This window comes from Proteus vulgaris, from assembly GCF_016647575.1.
GTDB lineage: Bacteria > Pseudomonadota > Gammaproteobacteria > Enterobacterales > Enterobacteriaceae > Proteus > Proteus mirabilis_B.
In genome coordinates, this window is record NZ_CP032663.1 from 742,359 (window position 1) to 761,201 (window position 18,843).

18 protein-coding genes are annotated in these 18,843 nt (G+C 38.6%); 10 read left to right on the plus strand and 8 right to left on the minus strand.

Annotated elements, in window-relative coordinates; genetic code table 11:
* Positions 1-19: 19 nt before the first annotated feature.
* From D7029_RS03420 to D7029_RS03435, 4 genes are all read right to left on the minus strand, one after another.
* Positions 20-649 (minus strand): ferredoxin-like protein, encoded by a 630-nt coding sequence (locus D7029_RS03420; RefSeq protein ID WP_006535141.1) that lies wholly within the window; start codon positions 647-649, stop codon positions 20-22.
* A 613-nt stretch (positions 650-1,262) separates the two neighbouring features.
* The gene (gene ggt / locus D7029_RS03425) at positions 1,263-3,023 is read right to left on the minus strand and encodes a gamma-glutamyltransferase (RefSeq protein WP_194951850.1); all 1,761 of its coding nucleotides are present in this window, start codon (positions 3,021-3,023) and stop codon (positions 1,263-1,265) included.
* A gap of 297 nt (positions 3,024-3,320) precedes the next feature.
* The gene (locus tag D7029_RS03430; protein ID WP_072069413.1) at positions 3,321-3,923 is read right to left on the minus strand and encodes a peroxiredoxin C; all 603 of its coding nucleotides are present in this window, start codon (positions 3,921-3,923) and stop codon (positions 3,321-3,323) included.
* Positions 3,924-4,485: 562 nt separating this feature from the next.
* A complete protein-coding gene (locus D7029_RS03435; RefSeq protein WP_194951851.1) occupies positions 4,486-5,073 on the minus strand; it encodes an ACP phosphodiesterase in 588 nt (195 codons plus the stop codon).
* Between the two features lie 107 nt (positions 5,074-5,180).
* Here D7029_RS03435 and queA point away from each other — a divergent pair, with 107 nt between their 5' ends.
* The 10 genes from queA (at position 5,181) to thiL (ending at position 14,863) form a co-directional block, all read left to right on the plus strand.
* Positions 5,181-6,254, plus strand: a complete 1,074-nt coding sequence (gene queA / locus D7029_RS03440) for a tRNA preQ1(34) S-adenosylmethionine ribosyltransferase-isomerase QueA (protein WP_194951852.1) — start codon at positions 5,181-5,183, stop codon at positions 6,252-6,254.
* Positions 6,255-6,437: 183 nt separating this feature from the next.
* Positions 6,438-7,580, plus strand: a complete 1,143-nt coding sequence (gene tgt / locus D7029_RS03445) for a tRNA guanosine(34) transglycosylase Tgt (RefSeq protein ID WP_036911729.1) — start codon at positions 6,438-6,440, stop codon at positions 7,578-7,580.
* An 85-nt stretch (positions 7,581-7,665) separates the two neighbouring features.
* Positions 7,666-8,001 carry a preprotein translocase subunit YajC gene (yajC, locus tag D7029_RS03450; RefSeq protein WP_006535133.1) on the plus strand — a complete coding sequence of 112 codons (336 nt, stop codon included), beginning with the start codon at positions 7,666-7,668 and terminating at the stop codon, positions 7,999-8,001.
* A gap of 32 nt (positions 8,002-8,033) precedes the next feature.
* Complete coding sequence (gene secD, locus D7029_RS03455; RefSeq protein ID WP_088493710.1) at positions 8,034-9,881, plus strand: protein translocase subunit SecD; 1,848 nt, start codon at positions 8,034-8,036, stop codon at positions 9,879-9,881.
* Positions 9,882-9,891: 10 nt separating this feature from the next.
* Complete coding sequence (secF, locus tag D7029_RS03460) at positions 9,892-10,860, plus strand: protein translocase subunit SecF (RefSeq protein ID WP_194951853.1); 969 nt, start codon at positions 9,892-9,894, stop codon at positions 10,858-10,860.
* A 116-nt stretch (positions 10,861-10,976) separates the two neighbouring features.
* On the plus strand, positions 10,977-11,426 hold the full coding sequence (gene nrdR, locus D7029_RS03465; RefSeq protein ID WP_006535128.1) for a transcriptional regulator NrdR: 450 nt from the start codon (positions 10,977-10,979) through the stop codon (positions 11,424-11,426).
* A gap of 70 nt (positions 11,427-11,496) precedes the next feature.
* A complete protein-coding gene (gene ribD, locus D7029_RS03470) occupies positions 11,497-12,651 on the plus strand; it encodes a bifunctional diaminohydroxyphosphoribosylaminopyrimidine deaminase/5-amino-6-(5-phosphoribosylamino)uracil reductase RibD (RefSeq protein WP_194951854.1) in 1,155 nt (384 codons plus the stop codon).
* Positions 12,652-12,863: 212 nt separating this feature from the next.
* Positions 12,864-13,334: a 6,7-dimethyl-8-ribityllumazine synthase gene (gene ribE / locus D7029_RS03475; protein ID WP_069368597.1), complete on the plus strand. Its 471-nt coding sequence runs from the start codon at positions 12,864-12,866 to the stop codon at positions 13,332-13,334.
* A gap of 28 nt (positions 13,335-13,362) precedes the next feature.
* Positions 13,363-13,776: a transcription antitermination factor NusB gene (gene nusB / locus D7029_RS03480; RefSeq protein ID WP_006535124.1), complete on the plus strand. Its 414-nt coding sequence runs from the start codon at positions 13,363-13,365 to the stop codon at positions 13,774-13,776.
* Positions 13,777-13,879: 103 nt separating this feature from the next.
* Positions 13,880-14,863, plus strand: coding sequence for a thiamine-phosphate kinase (gene thiL, locus D7029_RS03485; RefSeq protein WP_194951855.1), 984 nt, complete (start codon positions 13,880-13,882; stop codon positions 14,861-14,863).
* Between the two features lie 58 nt (positions 14,864-14,921).
* Here the strand turns inward: thiL and D7029_RS03490 are convergent, their stop codons facing one another.
* The 4 genes from D7029_RS03490 to rbsK all read right to left on the minus strand — a co-directional run bounded on the left by D7029_RS03490 (position 14,922) and on the right by rbsK (position 18,767).
* A complete protein-coding gene (locus D7029_RS03490) occupies positions 14,922-15,818 on the minus strand; it encodes a hypothetical protein (protein ID WP_194951856.1) in 897 nt (298 codons plus the stop codon).
* Positions 15,819-16,106: 288 nt separating this feature from the next.
* Entirely contained in the window at positions 16,107-16,442 is a 336-nt protein-coding gene (locus D7029_RS03495) for a zinc ribbon domain-containing protein YjdM (RefSeq protein WP_109850291.1), read from the minus strand.
* 383 nt (positions 16,443-16,825) lie between these two features.
* On the minus strand, positions 16,826-17,836 hold the full coding sequence (rbsR, locus tag D7029_RS03500; protein WP_194951857.1) for a ribose operon transcriptional repressor RbsR: 1,011 nt from the start codon (positions 17,834-17,836) through the stop codon (positions 16,826-16,828).
* Positions 17,837-17,840: 4 nt separating this feature from the next.
* A complete protein-coding gene (gene rbsK, locus D7029_RS03505; RefSeq protein WP_109401312.1) occupies positions 17,841-18,767 on the minus strand; it encodes a ribokinase in 927 nt (308 codons plus the stop codon).
* Positions 18,768-18,843 lie beyond the last annotated feature (76 nt).

Below are 18,843 nucleotides of genomic sequence, written 5' to 3' on the forward strand. Positions count from 1 at the left end.
ATGTGATTGTCTGGATTTATTAAACAGTAATTTCTTTCCATTCAATGATTTGCAGAGCACCTGTTGGGCACGCTGATGCACACTCACCACATAAATTACATTTGCCGGATTTTTTAGTTTGTGGATTGACAGTTGCCATCATCCACGGACAAGCTGTTGTACAGGCGGCACAACCAATACAACGACGTGTATCAACGACAATACAACCAAACTCTTCTTGATAACGGATAGCTTTTACTGGGCAGACCTTCATACATTCAGGATCTTTACATTGGCGGCATGTATCTGTTGTAAAGTTTAAATCGCCATAAAGTCCACCACCGGAGCCAATGCCTTTATCACCAAAATAAAAATGACGATGGATTTTGGTGCGTGAGAAGAAGGAACCTACGCTTCCATCATTCCATGTTGTACATGCTGTTTCGCAGCGGTGGCATCCTGTGCAACGCGCTCTATTTGTGACTAAAACACCTTTAGGTGTTGTGGTTAATTGAATTATTCCGCTATCTATTTCTTCTTGCTTACAACCTAAAAGAGAAAGTAATGCGGGTGCTATTGTGATCCCTGCAAGACCTTTACCGGATATTCGCAGAAACTCTAGTCTTGATAGCCCAATATCTAATATTGGACGATGATGTGTATCAGACATTAATATTTATCTCCGCTTAACTAATTTATATAAGAAATAAGTTGTGACGATAAATTCTTTATTTATCCGCTTGCTTTACCGTTATATAAAAAATATAATAACGGTATCGTTAGAAGATATATTATAAGATTCAACTATTTTTATGATAAAAATACACTGTGATGAAATGTTAAATATTTGTATTTACAATGTGTTATCTCCACTTTTTTGCATATTTTTATTATCCTCTTTGATAGTGTGGGTATTAAAAAATTTATACTGTGACAATTATCATAGAAATAAAAATAATCAGTGCTATTAATTTAGTTTAATTAAATGATTATTGTTTTTATCTGTAATTAAGAAAGAGAATAAATACCATTCATATATATTCTGTTATTGAAATTAAATTAAAGGTGATTTGCTCTTATATTCTATCTAATATTATTGTTTTAATAATAATTTGATATTCAATATTAAATATATATCTAATCAAAAATAGATATTGATTATTATTAATAGAATTAAATATGAATAAATTGTAAAACCATGACTAGATCATTTTTATAAAAAAAGAAACCTTATCTAATAGAGAGAAGGTTTCTTTTGTTTGTTTTATTCGATGGCTTTATTGCTAGTAACCTACGGCTTTACCTGCTGGGCGACGAACATCATTTGATCCATAAAGATAACCTTCACGTACTGCACCAGAAACAGCGGAATCATTACCTGATGATGCTGGGATCACACCTTCTTCTCCTGGGAGTCCGACCATAATAAGTTCAGCCGCTCCCCATGGAGTCTGTTCTACCATTTTATATCCCATGGCAGAGAGTTTTTCTAAAGTGTCTTTTGATAATCCTCGTTGCTCATAATAAACCTCATCCGGTAACCATTGATGGTGAATACGGGGGCTATTAACCGCTTCTTGCGGTGGCATACCAAATTCAATAATATTCAGTGCTGTTTGTAAGGTAATTGAGATAATGCGAGAACCTCCCGGTGATCCTAAAATAAGGAAAGGTTTACCTTCCTTAGTCACAATCGTTGGGCTCATTGATGATAATGGGCGTTTTAATGGTGCAATACTATTACGCTCACCTTGTACTAAACCATATAGGTTTTTTTCGCCGACTTTGGTTGTAAAATCATCCATCTCGTTGTTGAGGAAAAATCCAGTTCCCGGTGCGATGACTACAGCACCAAAACGACCATTTATAGTATAAGTGGTTGAAACAGCGTTATCATTTTTATCTATAACTGAGTAGTGCGTTGTTTCAGGGCTTTCATGAGGAGCGATACCGGGTTGTACATTTTCTGATGGCGTGGCTTCATTCGGTTTGATTTGTTGGCGTATTTCTGTGGCATAAGCTTTATTTAATAACTTTTCCGTAGGGTTTTTAATAAATTGGGGATCACCAAGAAACGTATTTCTGTCCATATAAGCATGACGCATTGCTTCTGTTAAAGTATGAACATATTCAGCTGAATTAAAGCCCATCGATTTAAGATCGTAACCTTCTAAAATATTTAGCGTTTGGCAGATAGTGACTCCACCTGAGCTTGGAGGCGGTGCAGAAATAAACTCATAACCTCGGTAAGTACAGGTGATAGGTTTGGTTTCTGTAATAGTAAAATTAGCAAAATCTTCTTGAGTTAACAGGCCATTATGTTGTTTCGAAGCTTCTTCAACTTTTTTAGGGATCTCTCCTTGGTAAAATGCATCAGAACCTTGGCTTGCGATGAGTTCCAATGTATTAGCTAAATCAGTCTGAATTAGGCGATCACCGGGTTGCCATGGTGTTCCATCTGGTTTTAAGAAAATTTTTGCAGACTCAGGATCTTGTTTAAAACGCTCTGTTGTCGTTTCTAACACATCAGTATCAGCGCGGGTTAAAATATATCCCTCTCTTGCAAGCTTAATTGCAGGCGCCATGACATCTTGGCGTGAAAGCGTACCGTATTTCTCTAATGCTGAATTCAACCCTTTTACTGTGCCGGGTACTCCTGAAGCAAGATAACCATATAGGCTGGCATCTTTAATCAAATTTCCATCTTTATCTAAATACATATTCTTAGAAGCAGAAGAGGGAGCCGTTTCCCTAAAATTGATAAAAGTATTTGTGCCATCAGCAAGGTGTATAGTCATAAAACCACCGCCACCAATATTACCACAGCAAGCATTTACGACAGCTTGTGCATAACCGACGGCAACGGCAGCATCAATCGCGTTACCCCCTTTTTGTAATATGTCATTCCCGACTTGAGATGCGAGGTGTTGAGAGGAGACAACCATACCGTGTTGTGCTTCAACAGCGGGTTCATAGGCTGCATAAAGTGAATGTGAGAAAAGGGTAGTGAGTAATAGCAGGTGAGTTTTTTTTATCGTAATCATTATTATCTCCATTAATAACAGGGAGTTATTTTGAATAGATACAAATATAGAGTTTTACGCTGTTATTAATATGAATTAACAATTGCGTAACAATAAGTATAGAGAGAGGTTATTGGTGATGAGAATTTTTTTTGATGTGATGATCACAAAATTATCTTTAAGCAGATAAACAATAAGCTTATGTATAACTAATAATAGTAATAAATAGAGTTGATAAAAAATGAAAAGATAAGTGCGGAATAAATAAAAAAAGCCTGTTTTCACAGGCTTTTAAAAATGCGTCAGCTTACTGAGCTATTACAGTTTGCCAGAGTTTGCTTTCAGGTATTTAGCAACGCCGTCTGGAGATGCGCCCATACCTTCTTGACCTTTTTCCCACTGTGCAGGACAAACTTCGCCGTGCTCTTCGTGGAATTGCAGTGCATCAACCATACGGATCATTTCGTCGATATTACGACCTAAAGGCAGATCGTTAACGACTTGGTGACGAACAACGCCTTCTTTGTCAATCAGGAATGAACCACGCAGCGCAACGCCTGCTTCTGGATGTTCGATGCCGTAAGCTTTGATAATGTCGTGTTTGATATCAGCAACCATTGGGTATTTAACTTCACCAATACCGCCATCATCAATTGGAGTTTTACGCCATGCGTTATGAACGAATTCTGAGTCCATAGAAACGCCGATGATTTCAACACCACGTTTTTTGAATTCTTCAAAACGGTGATCGAATGCAATCAGCTCTGAAGGGCAAACGAAAGTGAAATCCATTGGCCAGAAGAAAATAACGGCAGGTTTGCCTTTGATAAATGAATGCAGGTTGAAATCATTAACAATCTCACCATTACCTAAAACGGCAGCAGCTGTGAAATCAGGGGCTTTGCGAGTAACCAGAACCATAATGTACTCCTGTAAATTGAAAGAGTTTATACTCGTCATATTTCAAGTTGTAGCGTTGTTGACTGCGTTCATTCGCACTAGTCACATACTTTTGTATGCTCCTAGCGACTCATTCACTTGTCGCCTAGCTACACCTCGAACTATTTAGAGTAAATTCAGAGTGTATACCCTGTTTATACTCGTCATATTTCAAGTTGTAGCGTTGTTGACTGCGTTTATTCGCACTTGTCGCCTAGCTACACCTCAAACTATTTAGAGCAAATTCAGGGTGTATACCCTGTTTTTAAATGATGCATACAGCATAAATAATCAATCGCTATTGATAAAGTCAAACAGAACAATCTATTTGATAGATTATAGCTATCAGCTTAATACAATAAAGTAGGATTATTTATGACTCCTTGTATAACGATTCATTCTAATCAACTTTGGAAATGAATACTATGCTTGTTAACAAATCGTTACGAATAATATGATAAATTGACTCAACATCTCTTTGATATATCAAATGTAATTCGACAATATGACAAAAAGATGAAACTCAAAATGGCAGTTAAATGTATCAGTCATCAAGTTGGTGATGCTGTGCTCTTTCTAGCAATTGTGGATAAAACTGCCAAAAAATCTCACTTAATTCATCGTAATGTGTTTCGAGTACGATATAAGAGCCCGCAAGTGCGCTTAATCGTGGTCTTCTTCTCGCCATTCCTTTCAATGTTTGAGCAATATATGCCTTGTCAGCATAACGAATTAACCAAGATTGTGACCATAGATATTCGTTGAGCTCTTGGAATTTTTCAGGCGTTTGCCATAAATCTGGTTCAATAATATTTCGAGTCTCGATGACAAATTCAGTCAACGGTATATTTGGTTCGAATTTTGACCAATTTAAAGAAAGAAAATGATCCCAAAAAACATCTAAGGTAATCGGTGAAACTCGGCGATATTCATCAGGAAATAAAAGGCGAGCTTGTTTGACTAATGGGTGAGTATCAGTGAGTACATCAATACGTCTATGCATACGAATGCCCTCAATAACAGCTTGGCTGTAATCAGAGCTAGGTGCGCCTTTGACGTAATCTGCCATCATATTGCCTAATAGAGAGCTTTTTGCCCTAAAGGCCAGATGTAAGTGAGCAAGATAATTCATCTCATCATCATAGCGCTTTTTGAATAAAAAAGGGCTTCTTTGTTGCACTGATAAGCTGGCAGCACTAGACTAGTCCGCCTGTTTTTTATGAAAGTAGTCGTTTAATTATGCGTGTATCAGACTTTACATTTGAATTGCCAGAAGCCTTGATTGCTCACTATCCTCAACCCCAACGCAGTGGTTGTCGTTTGCTCTCTTTAGAAGGTGAGACTGGTGCTTTATCACACGGTATTTTTACCGATGTGTTAGATAAAATAAATGCCGGTGATCTACTGGTTTTTAATAATACTCGCGTGATCCCTGCGCGTATTTATGGCCGTAAAGCGTCAGGCGGTAAAATCGAAGTGTTAGTTGAGCGTATGCTTGATGAACATCGTGTGCTTGCCCATGTTAGAGCCTCTAAATCACCAAAAGAAGGCGCTGCACTTGTGCTAGGGGAAGATGAAAGTGTACAAGCAACTATGGTTGCGCGTCATGATACACTTTTTGAAATTCGCTTTGATGATGAAAGAGATGTTCTCACCATCTTAAATAGCATTGGTCATATGCCTTTACCTCCTTATATTGATCGCCCAGATGAAGAGTCTGATAAAGAACTTTATCAAACGGTCTATAATGAGCGTCCGGGCGCTGTCGCCGCACCTACTGCGGGATTACATTTTGATGAACCATTACTTCAAGCCTTAAAAGAAAAAGGTGTGGAGATGGCATTTGTTACACTGCATGTTGGTGCTGGTACTTTCCAACCCGTGCGTGTTGATAACATCGAAGAGCACACAATGCATTCTGAATACGCAGAAGTACCACAAGAGGTGGTTGATGCTGTATTAGCGTGTAAAGCGCGTGGTAATCGAGTAATTGCAGTGGGTACAACCTCTGTTCGTTCTTTAGAAAGTGCTGCGAAAGCAACAAAAGATGCGTTAATTGCACCTTTCTTCGATGATACCCAAATTTTTATTTATCCGGGTTATCAATATCAAATTATTGATGCATTGATTACGAATTTCCATTTGCCTGAATCAACTTTAATCATGCTGGTTTCTGCTTTTGCAGGGTATAAAAATACCATGAATGCATATAAAGAAGCTGTTGAGCAAGAGTATCGTTTTTTCAGTTATGGTGATGCGATGTTTATTACTCGTAATCCTTTAGCTATCAATGAAAAAGTAGGACAAGAATAAAGATTTATTATTCTTTTTAACGTTTTTCTTCGTTTTATGAATTGTTATTTCGATTTTATTGCTTAATCCCTTTGACTAAGCACGAGTTTTTGTTGAAGTAACATATACAGCCGTCTAACAAATGATTAGAATGTGCTGTTTTTTATTGCGCATTGGACTGTTTTTCTGATGCTTGGAGGATAAGTGAAATACGAATTAGACAAAACCGACGGTAATGCTCGTCGCGGTCGCCTTATTTTTGAACGTGGTGTTGTTGAAACACCTGCATTTATGCCTGTGGGTACTTACGGCACAGTAAAAGGAATGACACCTGAAGAAGTAAAAGCTACAGGTGCACAAATTCTTTTAGGTAACACCTTCCACTTATGGTTACGCCCTGGTCAAGAAATCATGAAATTGCATGGTGATTTACATGATTTTATGCAATGGCAAGGTCCTATTTTAACGGATTCAGGTGGTTTCCAAGTCTTTAGTTTAGGCGCAATGCGTAAAATTAAAGAAGAGGGGGTTCACTTCCGTAATCCTATTAATGGCGAAAAGATTTTCTTAAGCCCAGAAAAATCAATGGAAATCCAATACGATTTGGGTTCTGACATTGTGATGATTTTTGATGAGTGTACGCCATATCCTTCAGATTGGGATTATGCAAAAAACTCAATGGAGATGTCATTACGTTGGGCTAAACGTAGTCGTGCGCGCTTTGATGAACTCAATAACAAAAATTCATTATTCGGTATTATTCAAGGCGGTGTTTACGAAGATTTACGTGATATCTCTGTAAAAGGGCTAGTCGAAATTGGTTTTGACGGTTACGCTGTCGGCGGCCTTGCGGTCGGTGAGCCTAAAGAAGATATGCACCGTATTTTAGAGCATGTCTGCCCTCAAATTCCTGCGAATAAACCGCGTTATTTAATGGGTGTTGGCAAACCAGAAGATTTAGTTGAAGGTGTTCGTCGTGGTATTGATATGTTTGACTGTGTCATGCCAACACGAAATGCACGAAATGGCCATCTGTTTGTAACCGATGGTGTCATTAAAATTCGTAATGCGAAACATCGCTCTGATACATCAACACTTGATGAACATTGTGACTGCTATACCTGTAAAAATTATAGCCGTGCTTATTTACATCATCTTGATCGTTGTAACGAAATTTTAGGTGCAAGGCTGAACACTATTCACAACTTACGTTATTATCAACGTTTGATGGCTGAAATTCGTCAGTCTATTGAAGACTCACGTTTTGAAGAGTTTGTACACGAATTCTACGAACGTATCGGAAAACCCGTCCCACCGCTAAATGGCAGTGCGACTAAGTGTGAATAATGTATACGAGAAAGCCCAATTCTGTGTATGATATTGGGCTTATAACTTGAATATCGTCGATATCGACAACAATGAGGAAAAGTGAATGAGTTTTTTCATTTCTGATGCTGTAGCTTCTGCTGGACAAGCAGCGCCTGAAGCTAGCTTTATGTCTATTTTACCGATGTTAGTGATCTTTATTCTGATTTTCTATTTCATGATCCTACGTCCACAGCAAAAACGTACTAAAGAACATCGTAAACTGATGGATTCTATCGGTAAAGGTGATGAAGTTTTAACGACTGGTGGTTTAATTGGTCGTGTTGTTAAGGTTTCAGATAACGGCTATATCGTTGTTGCTCTGAATGAAACAACTGAAGTAACTATCAAACGTGACTTTGTTGCCGCTGTATTACCTAAAGGCACAATGAAAGCTATTTAATAACATTTCCCCAAAGGGAAAAGGGAACTGCCGTGCTAAACCGTTATCCTTTGTGGAAGTACCTGATGTTGATAGCCGCTATCCTCATCGGTCTGCTTTACGCACTTCCTAACCTATATGGTGAGGATCCGGCTGTTCAAATCACTGGCGCGCGGGGAACCGCCGCCAATGAGCAAACACTGGATCAAGTTCGATCTTTATTAGATAAAGAAAAAATTGAAGCGAAATCTATTGCACTTGAAAATGGTGCGATTTTGGCTCGTTTCGGTAATCCTGACATTCAGTTACGTGCCCGTGAAGTGTTGTTGCCTGCATTAGGCGACCAGTTCGTTGTTGCACTTAACCTTGCACCGGCAACACCAAAATGGTTAGAAGCCATTGGCGGTGAGCCGATGAAACTGGGGTTAGACTTACGTGGTGGTGTTCACTTCCTGATGGAAGTTGATATGGAAACTGCGTTAGGTAAACTTCAGGAACAAAATGTTGAAAGTCTACGTACATTATTACGTGACGAAGGCATTCCGTATTCCTCTATCCGTAAAACGGATAACTATGGTGTTGAAATCCGTTTCCGTAATTCGGATGATCGCTCTAAAGCTTCAGATTACCTAACTCGTCGTAATCAAGATCTCATTTTTAGAGATGGCGCAAATAACTCATTAAGAGCTATTTTTACTGACGAACGTTTACGTGATGCACGTACTTATGCTGTACAGCAAAACATCACTATCTTACGTAATCGTGTTAACCAGTTAGGTGTTGCAGAGCCATTAGTTCAACGTCAAGGCGCTGACCGAATTGTTGTTGAATTACCGGGTATCCAAGATACCGCTCGCGCTAAAGAAATCTTAGGTGCGACAGCAACATTAGAATTCCGTTTAGTCAACACTACCGTTGATCCTTCTGCTTTAGAAACAGGTCGTATTCCGGGCGACTCAGAAGTGAAATATACCCGTGAAGGTAGACCAACTATTCTTTATAAACGCGTTATTTTAACGGGTGACCACATTACTGACTCAACCTCTCAGGCTGATGAATATGGTCAACCTCAAGTGAATATTTCACTTGATAGCGCGGGTGGTTCTATCATGTCTAACTTTACGAAAGACAACGTCGGTAAACCGATGGCAACACTGTTCGTAGAGTATAAAGACAGCGGTAAACGCGATGAGAATGACCGTGCTGTATTGGTTAAAAGTGAAGAAGTTATCAACGTTGCGAATATTCAGAGTCGTTTAGGAAATAGCTTCCGTATTACGGGTATTTCAAATGCGAATGAAGCACGTCAATTATCTCTGTTATTACGTGCTGGTGCGTTGATTGCACCTATTCAAATCGTTGAAGAAAGAACGATTGGTCCAACTTTGGGTCTGCAAAATATTACCCAAGGTTTAGAAGCGTGTTTATGGGGTCTGATTGCGTCAGTTGCCTTTATGATAATTTATTATCGTAAATTTGGTGTGATTGCGAGCACTGCATTAATGGCAAACTTAGTGTTAATCGTTGGGGTAATGTCACTATTACCGGGCGCAACACTGACCATGCCGGGTATTGCGGGTATCGTATTAACACTTGCCGTCGCCGTCGATGCCAACGTACTGATAAACGAACGTATCAAAGAAGAGTTACGTAATGGTCGATCAGTACAACAAGCAATCCATGAAGGTTATAAAGGTGCCTTCTCCAGTATTATTGATGCGAACTTAACCACATTAATTACAGCTGTGATCCTTTATGCAGTCGGTACCGGCTCAATCAAAGGCTTTGCTATCACAACTGCAATCGGGGTTGCAACATCCATGTTTACCGCTATCGTCGGTACTCGTGCGATTGTAAACCTGCTGTATGGTGGTAAACGCGTTAAGAAACTGTCTATTTAAGGAGCACGTTGTGGCACAGGATTATACTGTTGAACAATTAAACCATGGTCGTAGAGTCATTGACTTTATGCGTTGGGACAACGTCGCCTTTAGTATTTCGTTTCTGCTTTTGATAGCATCAATTGCTATCATTTCCGTGAAAGGATTTAACTGGGGACTGGATTTTACAGGTGGTACAGTAATTGAGATCAATCTCAGTCAACCAGCCGACCTTGATAAAATGCGTGATAGCCTAGATGCAGCGGGCTTTAAAGATCCTCTGTTACAAAACTTTGGTAGCAGCCGCGATATTATGGTGCGTATGCCTCCTGTTGAAGGACAGGCAGGTCAAGAATTAGGTAAGAAAGTTATCGATGTTATTAATGCTGAAGTTGATAACGATGCCGTGGTAAAACGTATTGAATTTGTTGGGCCAAGTGTGGGTAGTGAATTGGCTCAAACAGGTGCTATGGCGTTATTATCTGCACTTATCTGTATTCTTATCTATGTTGGATTCCGTTTTGAATGGCGTTTGGCGTTAGGTGCGGTTATTGCGCTTGCGCATGACGTTGTGATAACACTGGGTGTTCTTTCACTGTTCCACATAGAAGTTGACTTAACCATTGTGGCGTCATTGATGTCTGTTATCGGTTACTCACTGAACGATAGTATTGTTGTATCAGACCGTATTCGTGAGAACTTCCGTAAAATTCGTCGAGGAACATCATATGAAATTATGAACGTTTCTCTGACTCAGACATTAAGCCGTACCATCATGACATCAGCAACAACATTACTGGTTGTATTAATGCTGTATATCTTTGGTGGCTCAATGCTTCAAGGCTTCTCTTTAGTTATGTTAATCGGTGTTTCAATCGGTACTATTTCTTCTATTTATGTGGCTTCTGCATTAGCACTGAAAATGGGAATGAAACGTGAACACTTGATTGTACAAAAAGTGGAAAAAGAGGGTGCCGATCAGACAACACTCTTACCATAATAGAGCGTTTTTCTGATAAAACATCGCAAACACCCTGCCAGTGTATACTGACAGGGTGTTTTTTGTTCACTGAACAGGTACACTGTTTATGAGTATTGTCAAAAGTAGGAATAACTATGCATTGCCCATTTTGTGGAGCCGTAGATACCAAGGTAATTGATTCCAGACTTGTTGGTGATGGTTCACAAGTGCGCCGTCGTCGCCAATGTCTTGTTTGTCATGAACGTTTTACTACCTTTGAAGTTGCAGAGCTAGTGATGCCTCGTGTTGTGAAAAGTGATGAAATACGTGAGCCTTTTGATGAAGAGAAACTTCGTCGAGGTATGCTTAAAGCATTAGAAAAACGTCCGGTTAGTTCAGATGATGTTGAAGCTGCGATAAGCCATATCAAATCACAACTAAGAGCGACGGGTGAAAGAGAAATACCTTCAAAAGAAATTGGCAATTTTGTTATGGAACAACTAAAGAAACTCGATAAAGTGGCTTATATTCGCTTTGCTTCGGTTTATCGTAGTTTTGAAGATATCCGCGATTTTGGTGAAGAAATCGCAAAATTACAAGATTAGTATATTAATACTGTGATTTATTTAATGATTTGATAAATAACGATAAATAATAAAATTATATGTAATTATTATGACAAATAACAACAGCAACAATCCAAGTGAAAATGAAAGCCTGCATGATGAACACTATATGCGTCGAGCCATTGAGCTTGCCGCATTAGGTCGCTTTACTACATCACCGAATCCTAATGTGGGGTGTGTTATTGTAAAAGAGGGTGAGATTATCGGTGAAGGTTATCACCATCACGCAGGCGGTCCTCATGCTGAAGTCAATGCATTAAAAATGGCAGGAGATAAAGCAAAAGGGGCGACAGCTTATGTCACACTTGAGCCTTGTAGTCACTTTGGTAAAACGCCACCTTGTGCTGATGCCTTGATTAATGCAGGTGTAAAACGTGTTGTTGCTGCGATGCAAGATCCTAATCCTCAAGTTGCAGGACGAGGGTTACACAAATTATTATCAGCCGGAATTGATGTTTCACACGGTGTTTTAATGCAAGAAGCTGAAAAGCTTAACGTTGGCTTTTTTAAACGAATGAGAACTGGCTTCCCTTATATCCAGCTAAAATTAGGTGCATCTTTAGATGGTAAAACAGCATTAGCATCTGGTGAAAGCCAATGGATAACGTCTAAAGCATCTCGTCGAGATGTACAAAATTTCCGAGCTCAAGCTAGCGCTATTTTAACAACAAGTGCAACAGTGCTTGCTGACAACCCTTCTATGAATGTTCGTTGGGATGAGCTGTCAGATGAAATTAAAGCGCTTTATCCAGAAGAAACGTTACGCCAGCCTATTCGTATTGTTACTGATAGCCAAAATAGAGTGACTGAAAATCATAAAATCACTCAAATTGAAGGCGAATGCTGGTTGGCACGTACAAAATTACAGCCAAGCGACTGGCAAGGCAATGTATCAGAAATCCTGTTACCAACGAATGGCAAAAATAGTGGTGTGGATTTAGTTTTATTAATGATGCAATTGGGTAAACGCAATATCAATAGCGTATGGGTTGAAAGTGGCGCTCATTTTGCTGGTGCATTATTAGAGGCGGGGCTTGTTGATGAGCTTATTATTTATATTGCGCCTAAAATTTTAGGGAATGATGCACGAGGATTATTTGCACTTTCTCCACTTTCATCATTATCCGAAGCACCTGAATTTACAGTAGATTCTCTCCAACAAATTGGCTCTGACATCAGAGTTTGTTTAAAACCTCGTTATTAATAGACGCAAATAAGTGTGTCTACGGCGCTATTTGTAGTAAAATAGCGCCGTGTGTGTTATTTCCTGTCGTTACGACATCGTTATCAGCCAACTAAATGCCTTGATTTATCAAGGGTTTTTGGCTCCTTTGCTGTGTAATAATAAAACAGAGCGCAGTAAAGGAAAGAATATGATAAAATCCGCGCCCCGCGGATAGGAGAAAAAGGTAACCTATGAACGTAATCAAAGGTGTTGTCGCGGCGCCAAATGCACGCGTAGCAATTGCAATTGCCCGTTTTAATAACTTCATCAACGACAACCTATTAGATGGTGCGGTTGATGCATTAGAACGCATTGGACAAGTTTCCTCTGAAAATATTACTGTTGTTTGGGTTCCTGGCGCTTATGAGTTGCCATTAACTGTTAAAGCATTAGCAGAAAGCGACAAATACGATGCAGTTATCGCATTAGGTACTGTTATCCGTGGTGGAACCGCACATTTTGAATACGTTGCTGGCGAATGTAGTTCTGGTCTATCTCAAGTTGCAATGCAAAGCGAGATCCCTGTGACTTTTGGTGTATTAACAACTGAAAGCATTGAACAGGCTATTGAACGCGCTGGAACTAAAGCGGGCAACAAAGGTGCTGAAGCGGCAATGACAGCACTTGAAATGATCAATGTACTTAAAGCCATAAAAGGCTAATCATCTGTTTTAACTTAAGGGGAATTTTGTGAAACCTGCTGCTCGTCGTCGTGCTCGTGAGTGTGCTGTTCAAGCTATCTACTCATGGCAATTATCCGGAAATGACATCGCGGATGTGGAATTGGAGTTTTTATCCGAGCAGGATACCCAAGGTGTAGATATTGCTTATTTTCGTGAGCTTTTAGTGGGTGTTGCCATTAATGCAACACGTTTAGATAAGGCAATGGAACCTTATTTATCCCGCCAACTTGAAGAATTAGGTCAAGTTGAAAAAGCAATTTTACGTTTAGCAATGTTTGAACTTAGCTTCCGTGAAGATGTTCCTTACAAAGTTGCGATTAACGAAGCGATTGAACTGGCTAAGGTATTTGGTGCTGACGATAGCCATAAATTTGTTAATGGCGTGCTTGATAAAGCTGCACCAACTGTACGTAAAAAATAACGTTTTTCACGTTTCCTCTATGGTAAATAATTCAAGGCCGGTATTTCCGGCCTTTTGTTTAATAAAGCTAGTCTAGTATGCATAGCTCAATAGGAAATAGATAATGCCTTGTGGTGAATTCTCCCTTATTAAGCAATATTTCACTTCACAACCTGTAAAACGAAAAGATGTGAATACAGGAATTGGGGATGACTGCGCAATATTGACAGTACCTGAAAAGCAACAAGTCGCTATTAGTACCGATACTTTAGTGAGTGGCATTCACTTCCTTCCTTCTATCTCACCTGAAGATTTAGCCTATAAAGCACTCGCTGTAAATATTAGTGACTTAGCTGCCGTTGGCGCAGATCCTTCTTGGGCTTCATTAGCTTTAACACTACCGGATACAAACAGTGAATGGCTTGAGGCATTTAGCCGTTCTTTCTTTGCGCTAGCTGATTACTATGCAATCCAGTTAATTGGTGGTGATACTACTCGTGGCCCTTTAAGTTTAACAATCACAATACAGGGGCTTGTTCCACAAGGAACTGCATTACTTCGTTCTGGTGCTAAAATTGGTGATTGGATCTATGTTACGGGTTTCTTAGGCGATAGCGCAGCAGGGCTTGCTGTATTACAAAATAGATTACAGCCGACAGAAAAAGAACATAGTGATTATTTTGTCGCACGGCATTTGCGCCCGCAGCCTCGTTTACTACAAGGTCAAGCATTACGCCATTTAGCGACATCTGCGATTGATATTTCTGATGGACTTATTTCAGACTTGAACCATATTCTCACAGCCAGTGGTTGTGGTGCTCGCTTAAATTTAGATGCATTACCATACTCGCCAGCGATGAAAGCGGAAGTGAACGAAGAACAAGCAGAGATTTGGGCATTAAGTGGTGGTGAAGATTATGAGTTATGCTTTACGGTACCTGAAATCAATCGTGGTGCTTTAGAGATTGCATTAGCGCATACTGGGGCAGATTTTCATTGTATAGGGCAAATTATGCCGATTGCTGAAGGCATTCGTTATTTACGTGATGGCAAAGATGTTTACCCTAATCTAAAAGGGTTTGATCATTTTAGTGAGTCTAACGAGTAACCTTACTTTAATTTAAAGGCGCTTTATTAGCGCCTTTAAGAATATTTTGAAGAGGTTGTTAGGTTCTTTCAGCTTTGCGTTTAGCAATACGTTCTTTTATGGATGCTATATCTAGTACAACGCCTTTGTTTGTACCTGACGTTTTCACTGCAACTCTCGTTTTGGGTTTAACTGAATTATTCATGCGAGAGCCTCCTTTTGTTTGCAGAATATTGGTCAAATTATGCTCATGAGTAAATGCGGTGTCAACCGATTTGATTTCTCGTTCTAGTTCCTCTTTATCTTTTTCCCATTCATTATCCATCATTAGTATTAATTCACTTAGTTCTTCTTTATTACCACAGTTTTCTTTAATTAAATGGAGGATCTTTTTATTATATTGCTCTATTGTTTCTGTATCCAACCAATTTAGTTTATCAACGATAAGATCTTTTTCTAGCCACTTAATATAATCAAATCCTCCACCGGAACAACGATCTTTTATAGAGGCTGAATTCATGCTTATTTTAATAAAGTGATCACCGTATTTGATGAAATCATAATATTGACCATTAATAGTAATTATTTGAATATTATTTATATAGCACTCGATTGCATATTCAGAACCAGATCCAGCACCATAAAAGATATAATTATGGTTTTTCGTTGTAGTCGCACCTTGAAAATAAACAACTTCTCCATTTTTTCTATCTACTTCAATAAACTCACAAATATCCTCATCCATATTTGAAAGAATACCTATTAGCGTAGCATATTCTTCATCTATTCCTATATTATCTCCAATATAAAATGCCAATATAGCTAATATTGCATTTATATAACCAGAATAGAATATGATGCTATCATCAAGAACATAAAATTTTTTAAAAGGCGCAGGAGCAGGGTTATCATCACAATCAGTCCATAGTCTATCTGCTGCTACAAATGTTAAATTTTGAGAAATAATCGTAGTCATTACTTATAATGGTATGATTTAATTTAAAAAGAATTGAATGATTCTATATTGATAAAGGATAAAAGTGAAAATATATTTTATACTTAAATACTTAAATACTTAAATACTTAAATACTTAAATACTTAAATACTTAAATACTTAAATACTTAAATACTTAAATACTTAAATACTTAAATACTTAAATACTTAAATACTTAAATATATTTAAAAGGCGCTTTATTAGCGCCTTTGATGATCTTGATAATATCTAAATTTATATTTAAAAAGATTATTAATAATCTATTATCTTAGTTCTTTTTCACAAATTCAGATTTCAATTTCATCGGTCCAAAGCCATCAATTTTACAATCAATATTATGGTCGCCTTCCACTAAACGGATACCTTTTACTTTAGTACCAATTTTCAGCATGGTTGAGCTACCTTTGACTTTGAGATCTTTAATCACAGTCACTGAATCGCCATCAGCTAATAAATTACCGTTAGCATCTTTAACCACTAACTCATCGCTATCAACAGTTGGTTCTGCATCGTTCCACTCATGTGCGCATTCTGGGCAAACATACATTGCACCATCTTCATAGGTGTATTCAGAATTGCACTTAGGACAAGAAGGTAATGACATAATAATACTCTCAAATTTTATCAAAATGGGAAGTGATTAATCGTCACAATGAGGATAACACTTGCCCCATAAATTAAAGGACACATTATCATTTAAGAGTGAAAGTTCTAAGCAATCCCCTAAATGGTACTGCCTCTGATAATGCGAAAGGGCAATAGTATAATGGATTTGATGGAAATTTGCATCTTTCACAGGTTATGACGTAAAGAGTGAGGAAAAGTAGGCTAAATATAGAGAGTTAAATAGAAAATAAAGATAAATAAATGTAGTTTTGAAATTTTTGTAATTTCTTGATATTAAAACAATAATTTAATAAATGTAACTAAAAATAAATGCCCTCATCTTAAAAGAGAGCATCATCAATAATAGTGTTAATCTTCTTATTATGATTTTACAAATTTACTCACCGAACCACGCTCTATAAGTTTGGGGGTAAGAACCAAAACATTGTCATCAGCGTCGATATTTTCCATACGATGTAATAATTGGCTGACAGCAAGTTTACCCAATTCATCTTTAGGTTGGTGAATGGTAGAAAGAGGAGGGATCATATAAGAGGCGAGATCGATATCGTCATAACCCATGACTGAAATATCATCAGGTACGCGCAAACCTTTTTGATAAATAGCTTGATAAGCACCAACAGCCATTGCGTCATTACAGGTAAAAACCGCTTGTGGTAAGAGAGAATGTGAGAGTAATTTTTGCATTGCGCTAAACCCACCGGCAAATTCAAAATCACTTGTTAACACAAACTCTTCTCGAATAGAGAGTCCTGCTTTTTGCATTGCATTGTAATAGCCTTGCAAACGATGTTTTGCTGGGAGTTTATCTTGTGGACCTGCAATACATGCAATTTCAGTAAAGCCTTTTTCAATCAGATAATTGGTGGCGATTTCTCCCCCAAGCAGGGAGTTATCTTGAATAATATCTCCGCCGTATTCAAACGGAGACCAATCCATCATGACCATAGGCAAACGAGGATAACGATTTAGCACTTCATGAGAGGGCGCTCGGGCTTCTGTTGACATCAATAATAAGCCATCGACACGTTTTTGTAGCAACGTTTCAAGGCTACTATCCATACGTTCGTAATCCCCTTCGGTATTACATAAAATTAGGCTATAGCCTTTTTCGTAGCAACTGCGTTCAACACCACGTACAACTTCTGCATAGAAAGGGTTGCTACTGGCTGTCACTAACATACCAATAGTGTGAGTACAGTTCATTTTTAAACTGCGCGCTAAAGCAGAAGGCGCGTAATTTAAGGTTTCGATAGCATCGTTAACCTTTTTACGAATACCTTCGCTAACATAACGATTGTTATTGATAACGTGAGAAACAGTTGATGTCGAAACGCCCGCCAAACGGGCGACATCTTTCATTGTTGCCAAAGTACTATGCTCGCTCTGCTAAAAATGATTCGATTTCATGACGCCAAGGAACAGATGATTGCGCACCATGACGTGTAACTGCAATGGCAGCTGCTGCGTGAGCAAAACGGATAGCCTCAACGGAAGGTTTCCCTTCTAATATTGCAGTGACAAATGCACCGTTAAATGTATCACCTGCGGCAATGGTATCAACAGCATCGACGCGAAATCCAGGAATTATCATGCCTTTCCCTTGTTCACTAAACCATACACCACGGCTACCCAAAGTGATAAGCACTTGTTTGATACCTTTTTGATGTAAAATTTCGGCAGCTTTTGCAGCACCCGCTTCATCATGCACAGAAACGCCTGTTAATATTTCGGCTTCCGTCTCATTTGGAGTGATAACATCAATAAAACTCAGAAATTCATCAGATAAAGGTTGTGCTGGTGCTGGGTTTAAAATGACTTTAGTTTGGTGTGATTTTGCTAGTTTTGCGGCTTCAAAAACAGTCTCTAATGGTGATTCTAATTGCATCAGCAAGGCATCAGCATGCTCAACAACATGATGATATTGCTGAAAATGAGTAGGTGTTAGTGCGCCATTAGCACCTGCAACAATACTAATTACGTTTTCACCTTGTTCATTAACAAGTATCATCGCCACACCTGTTGGTGTTTGCGGAATAATACTAATTGCATCAATATGAATATTATCTGTTTTAAGCTGTGAAATTATCTCACTACCAATCGCATCATCACCGACACAAGCAATAAAGGTTATATCGGCACCACTGCGACCACAAGCAACTGCCTGATTTGCACCTTTACCACCAAAGGCTATTTTGTATTGATGACCAATAATGGTTTCACCAGGTTTTGGAAATTGTGAAATATTCATAATGTGGTCAACATTAATGCTACCTAGAACAGCAAGGCGAGGTGTTGTCATAGCCTTTATCCTTGTGAAAACGTGTTTAATGATTAAAGCTACCACGGAGCAATATTACTCCGTGGTATTTATTGTT

Coding starts and splice junctions, on each gene's coding strand:
- yajC (WP_006535133.1), top strand. CDS start 7,666: ATGAGTTTTTTCATTTCTGATGCTGTAGCTTCTGCTGGACAAGCAGCG.
- nrdR (WP_006535128.1), top strand. CDS start 10,977: ATGCATTGCCCATTTTGTGGAGCCGTAGATACCAAGGTAATTGATTCC.
- thiL (WP_194951855.1), top strand. CDS start 13,880: ATGCCTTGTGGTGAATTCTCCCTTATTAAGCAATATTTCACTTCACAA.
- ribE (WP_069368597.1), top strand. CDS start 12,864: ATGAACGTAATCAAAGGTGTTGTCGCGGCGCCAAATGCACGCGTAGCA.
- ribD (WP_194951854.1), top strand. CDS start 11,497: ATGACAAATAACAACAGCAACAATCCAAGTGAAAATGAAAGCCTGCAT.
- D7029_RS03430 (WP_072069413.1), bottom strand. CDS start 3,923: ATGGTTCTGGTTACTCGCAAAGCCCCTGATTTCACAGCTGCTGCCGTT.
- D7029_RS03435 (WP_194951851.1), bottom strand. CDS start 5,073: ATGAATTATCTTGCTCACTTACATCTGGCCTTTAGGGCAAAAAGCTCT.
- D7029_RS03420 (WP_006535141.1), bottom strand. CDS start 649: ATGTCTGATACACATCATCGTCCAATATTAGATATTGGGCTATCAAGA.
- D7029_RS03495 (WP_109850291.1), bottom strand. CDS start 16,442: ATGTCATTACCTTCTTGTCCTAAGTGCAATTCTGAATACACCTATGAA.
- D7029_RS03490 (WP_194951856.1), bottom strand. CDS start 15,818: ATGACTACGATTATTTCTCAAAATTTAACATTTGTAGCAGCAGATAGA.
- ggt (WP_194951850.1), bottom strand. CDS start 3,023: ATGATTACGATAAAAAAAACTCACCTGCTATTACTCACTACCCTTTTC.
- queA (WP_194951852.1), top strand. CDS start 5,181: ATGCGTGTATCAGACTTTACATTTGAATTGCCAGAAGCCTTGATTGCT.
- rbsK (WP_109401312.1), bottom strand. CDS start 18,767: ATGACAACACCTCGCCTTGCTGTTCTAGGTAGCATTAATGTTGACCAC.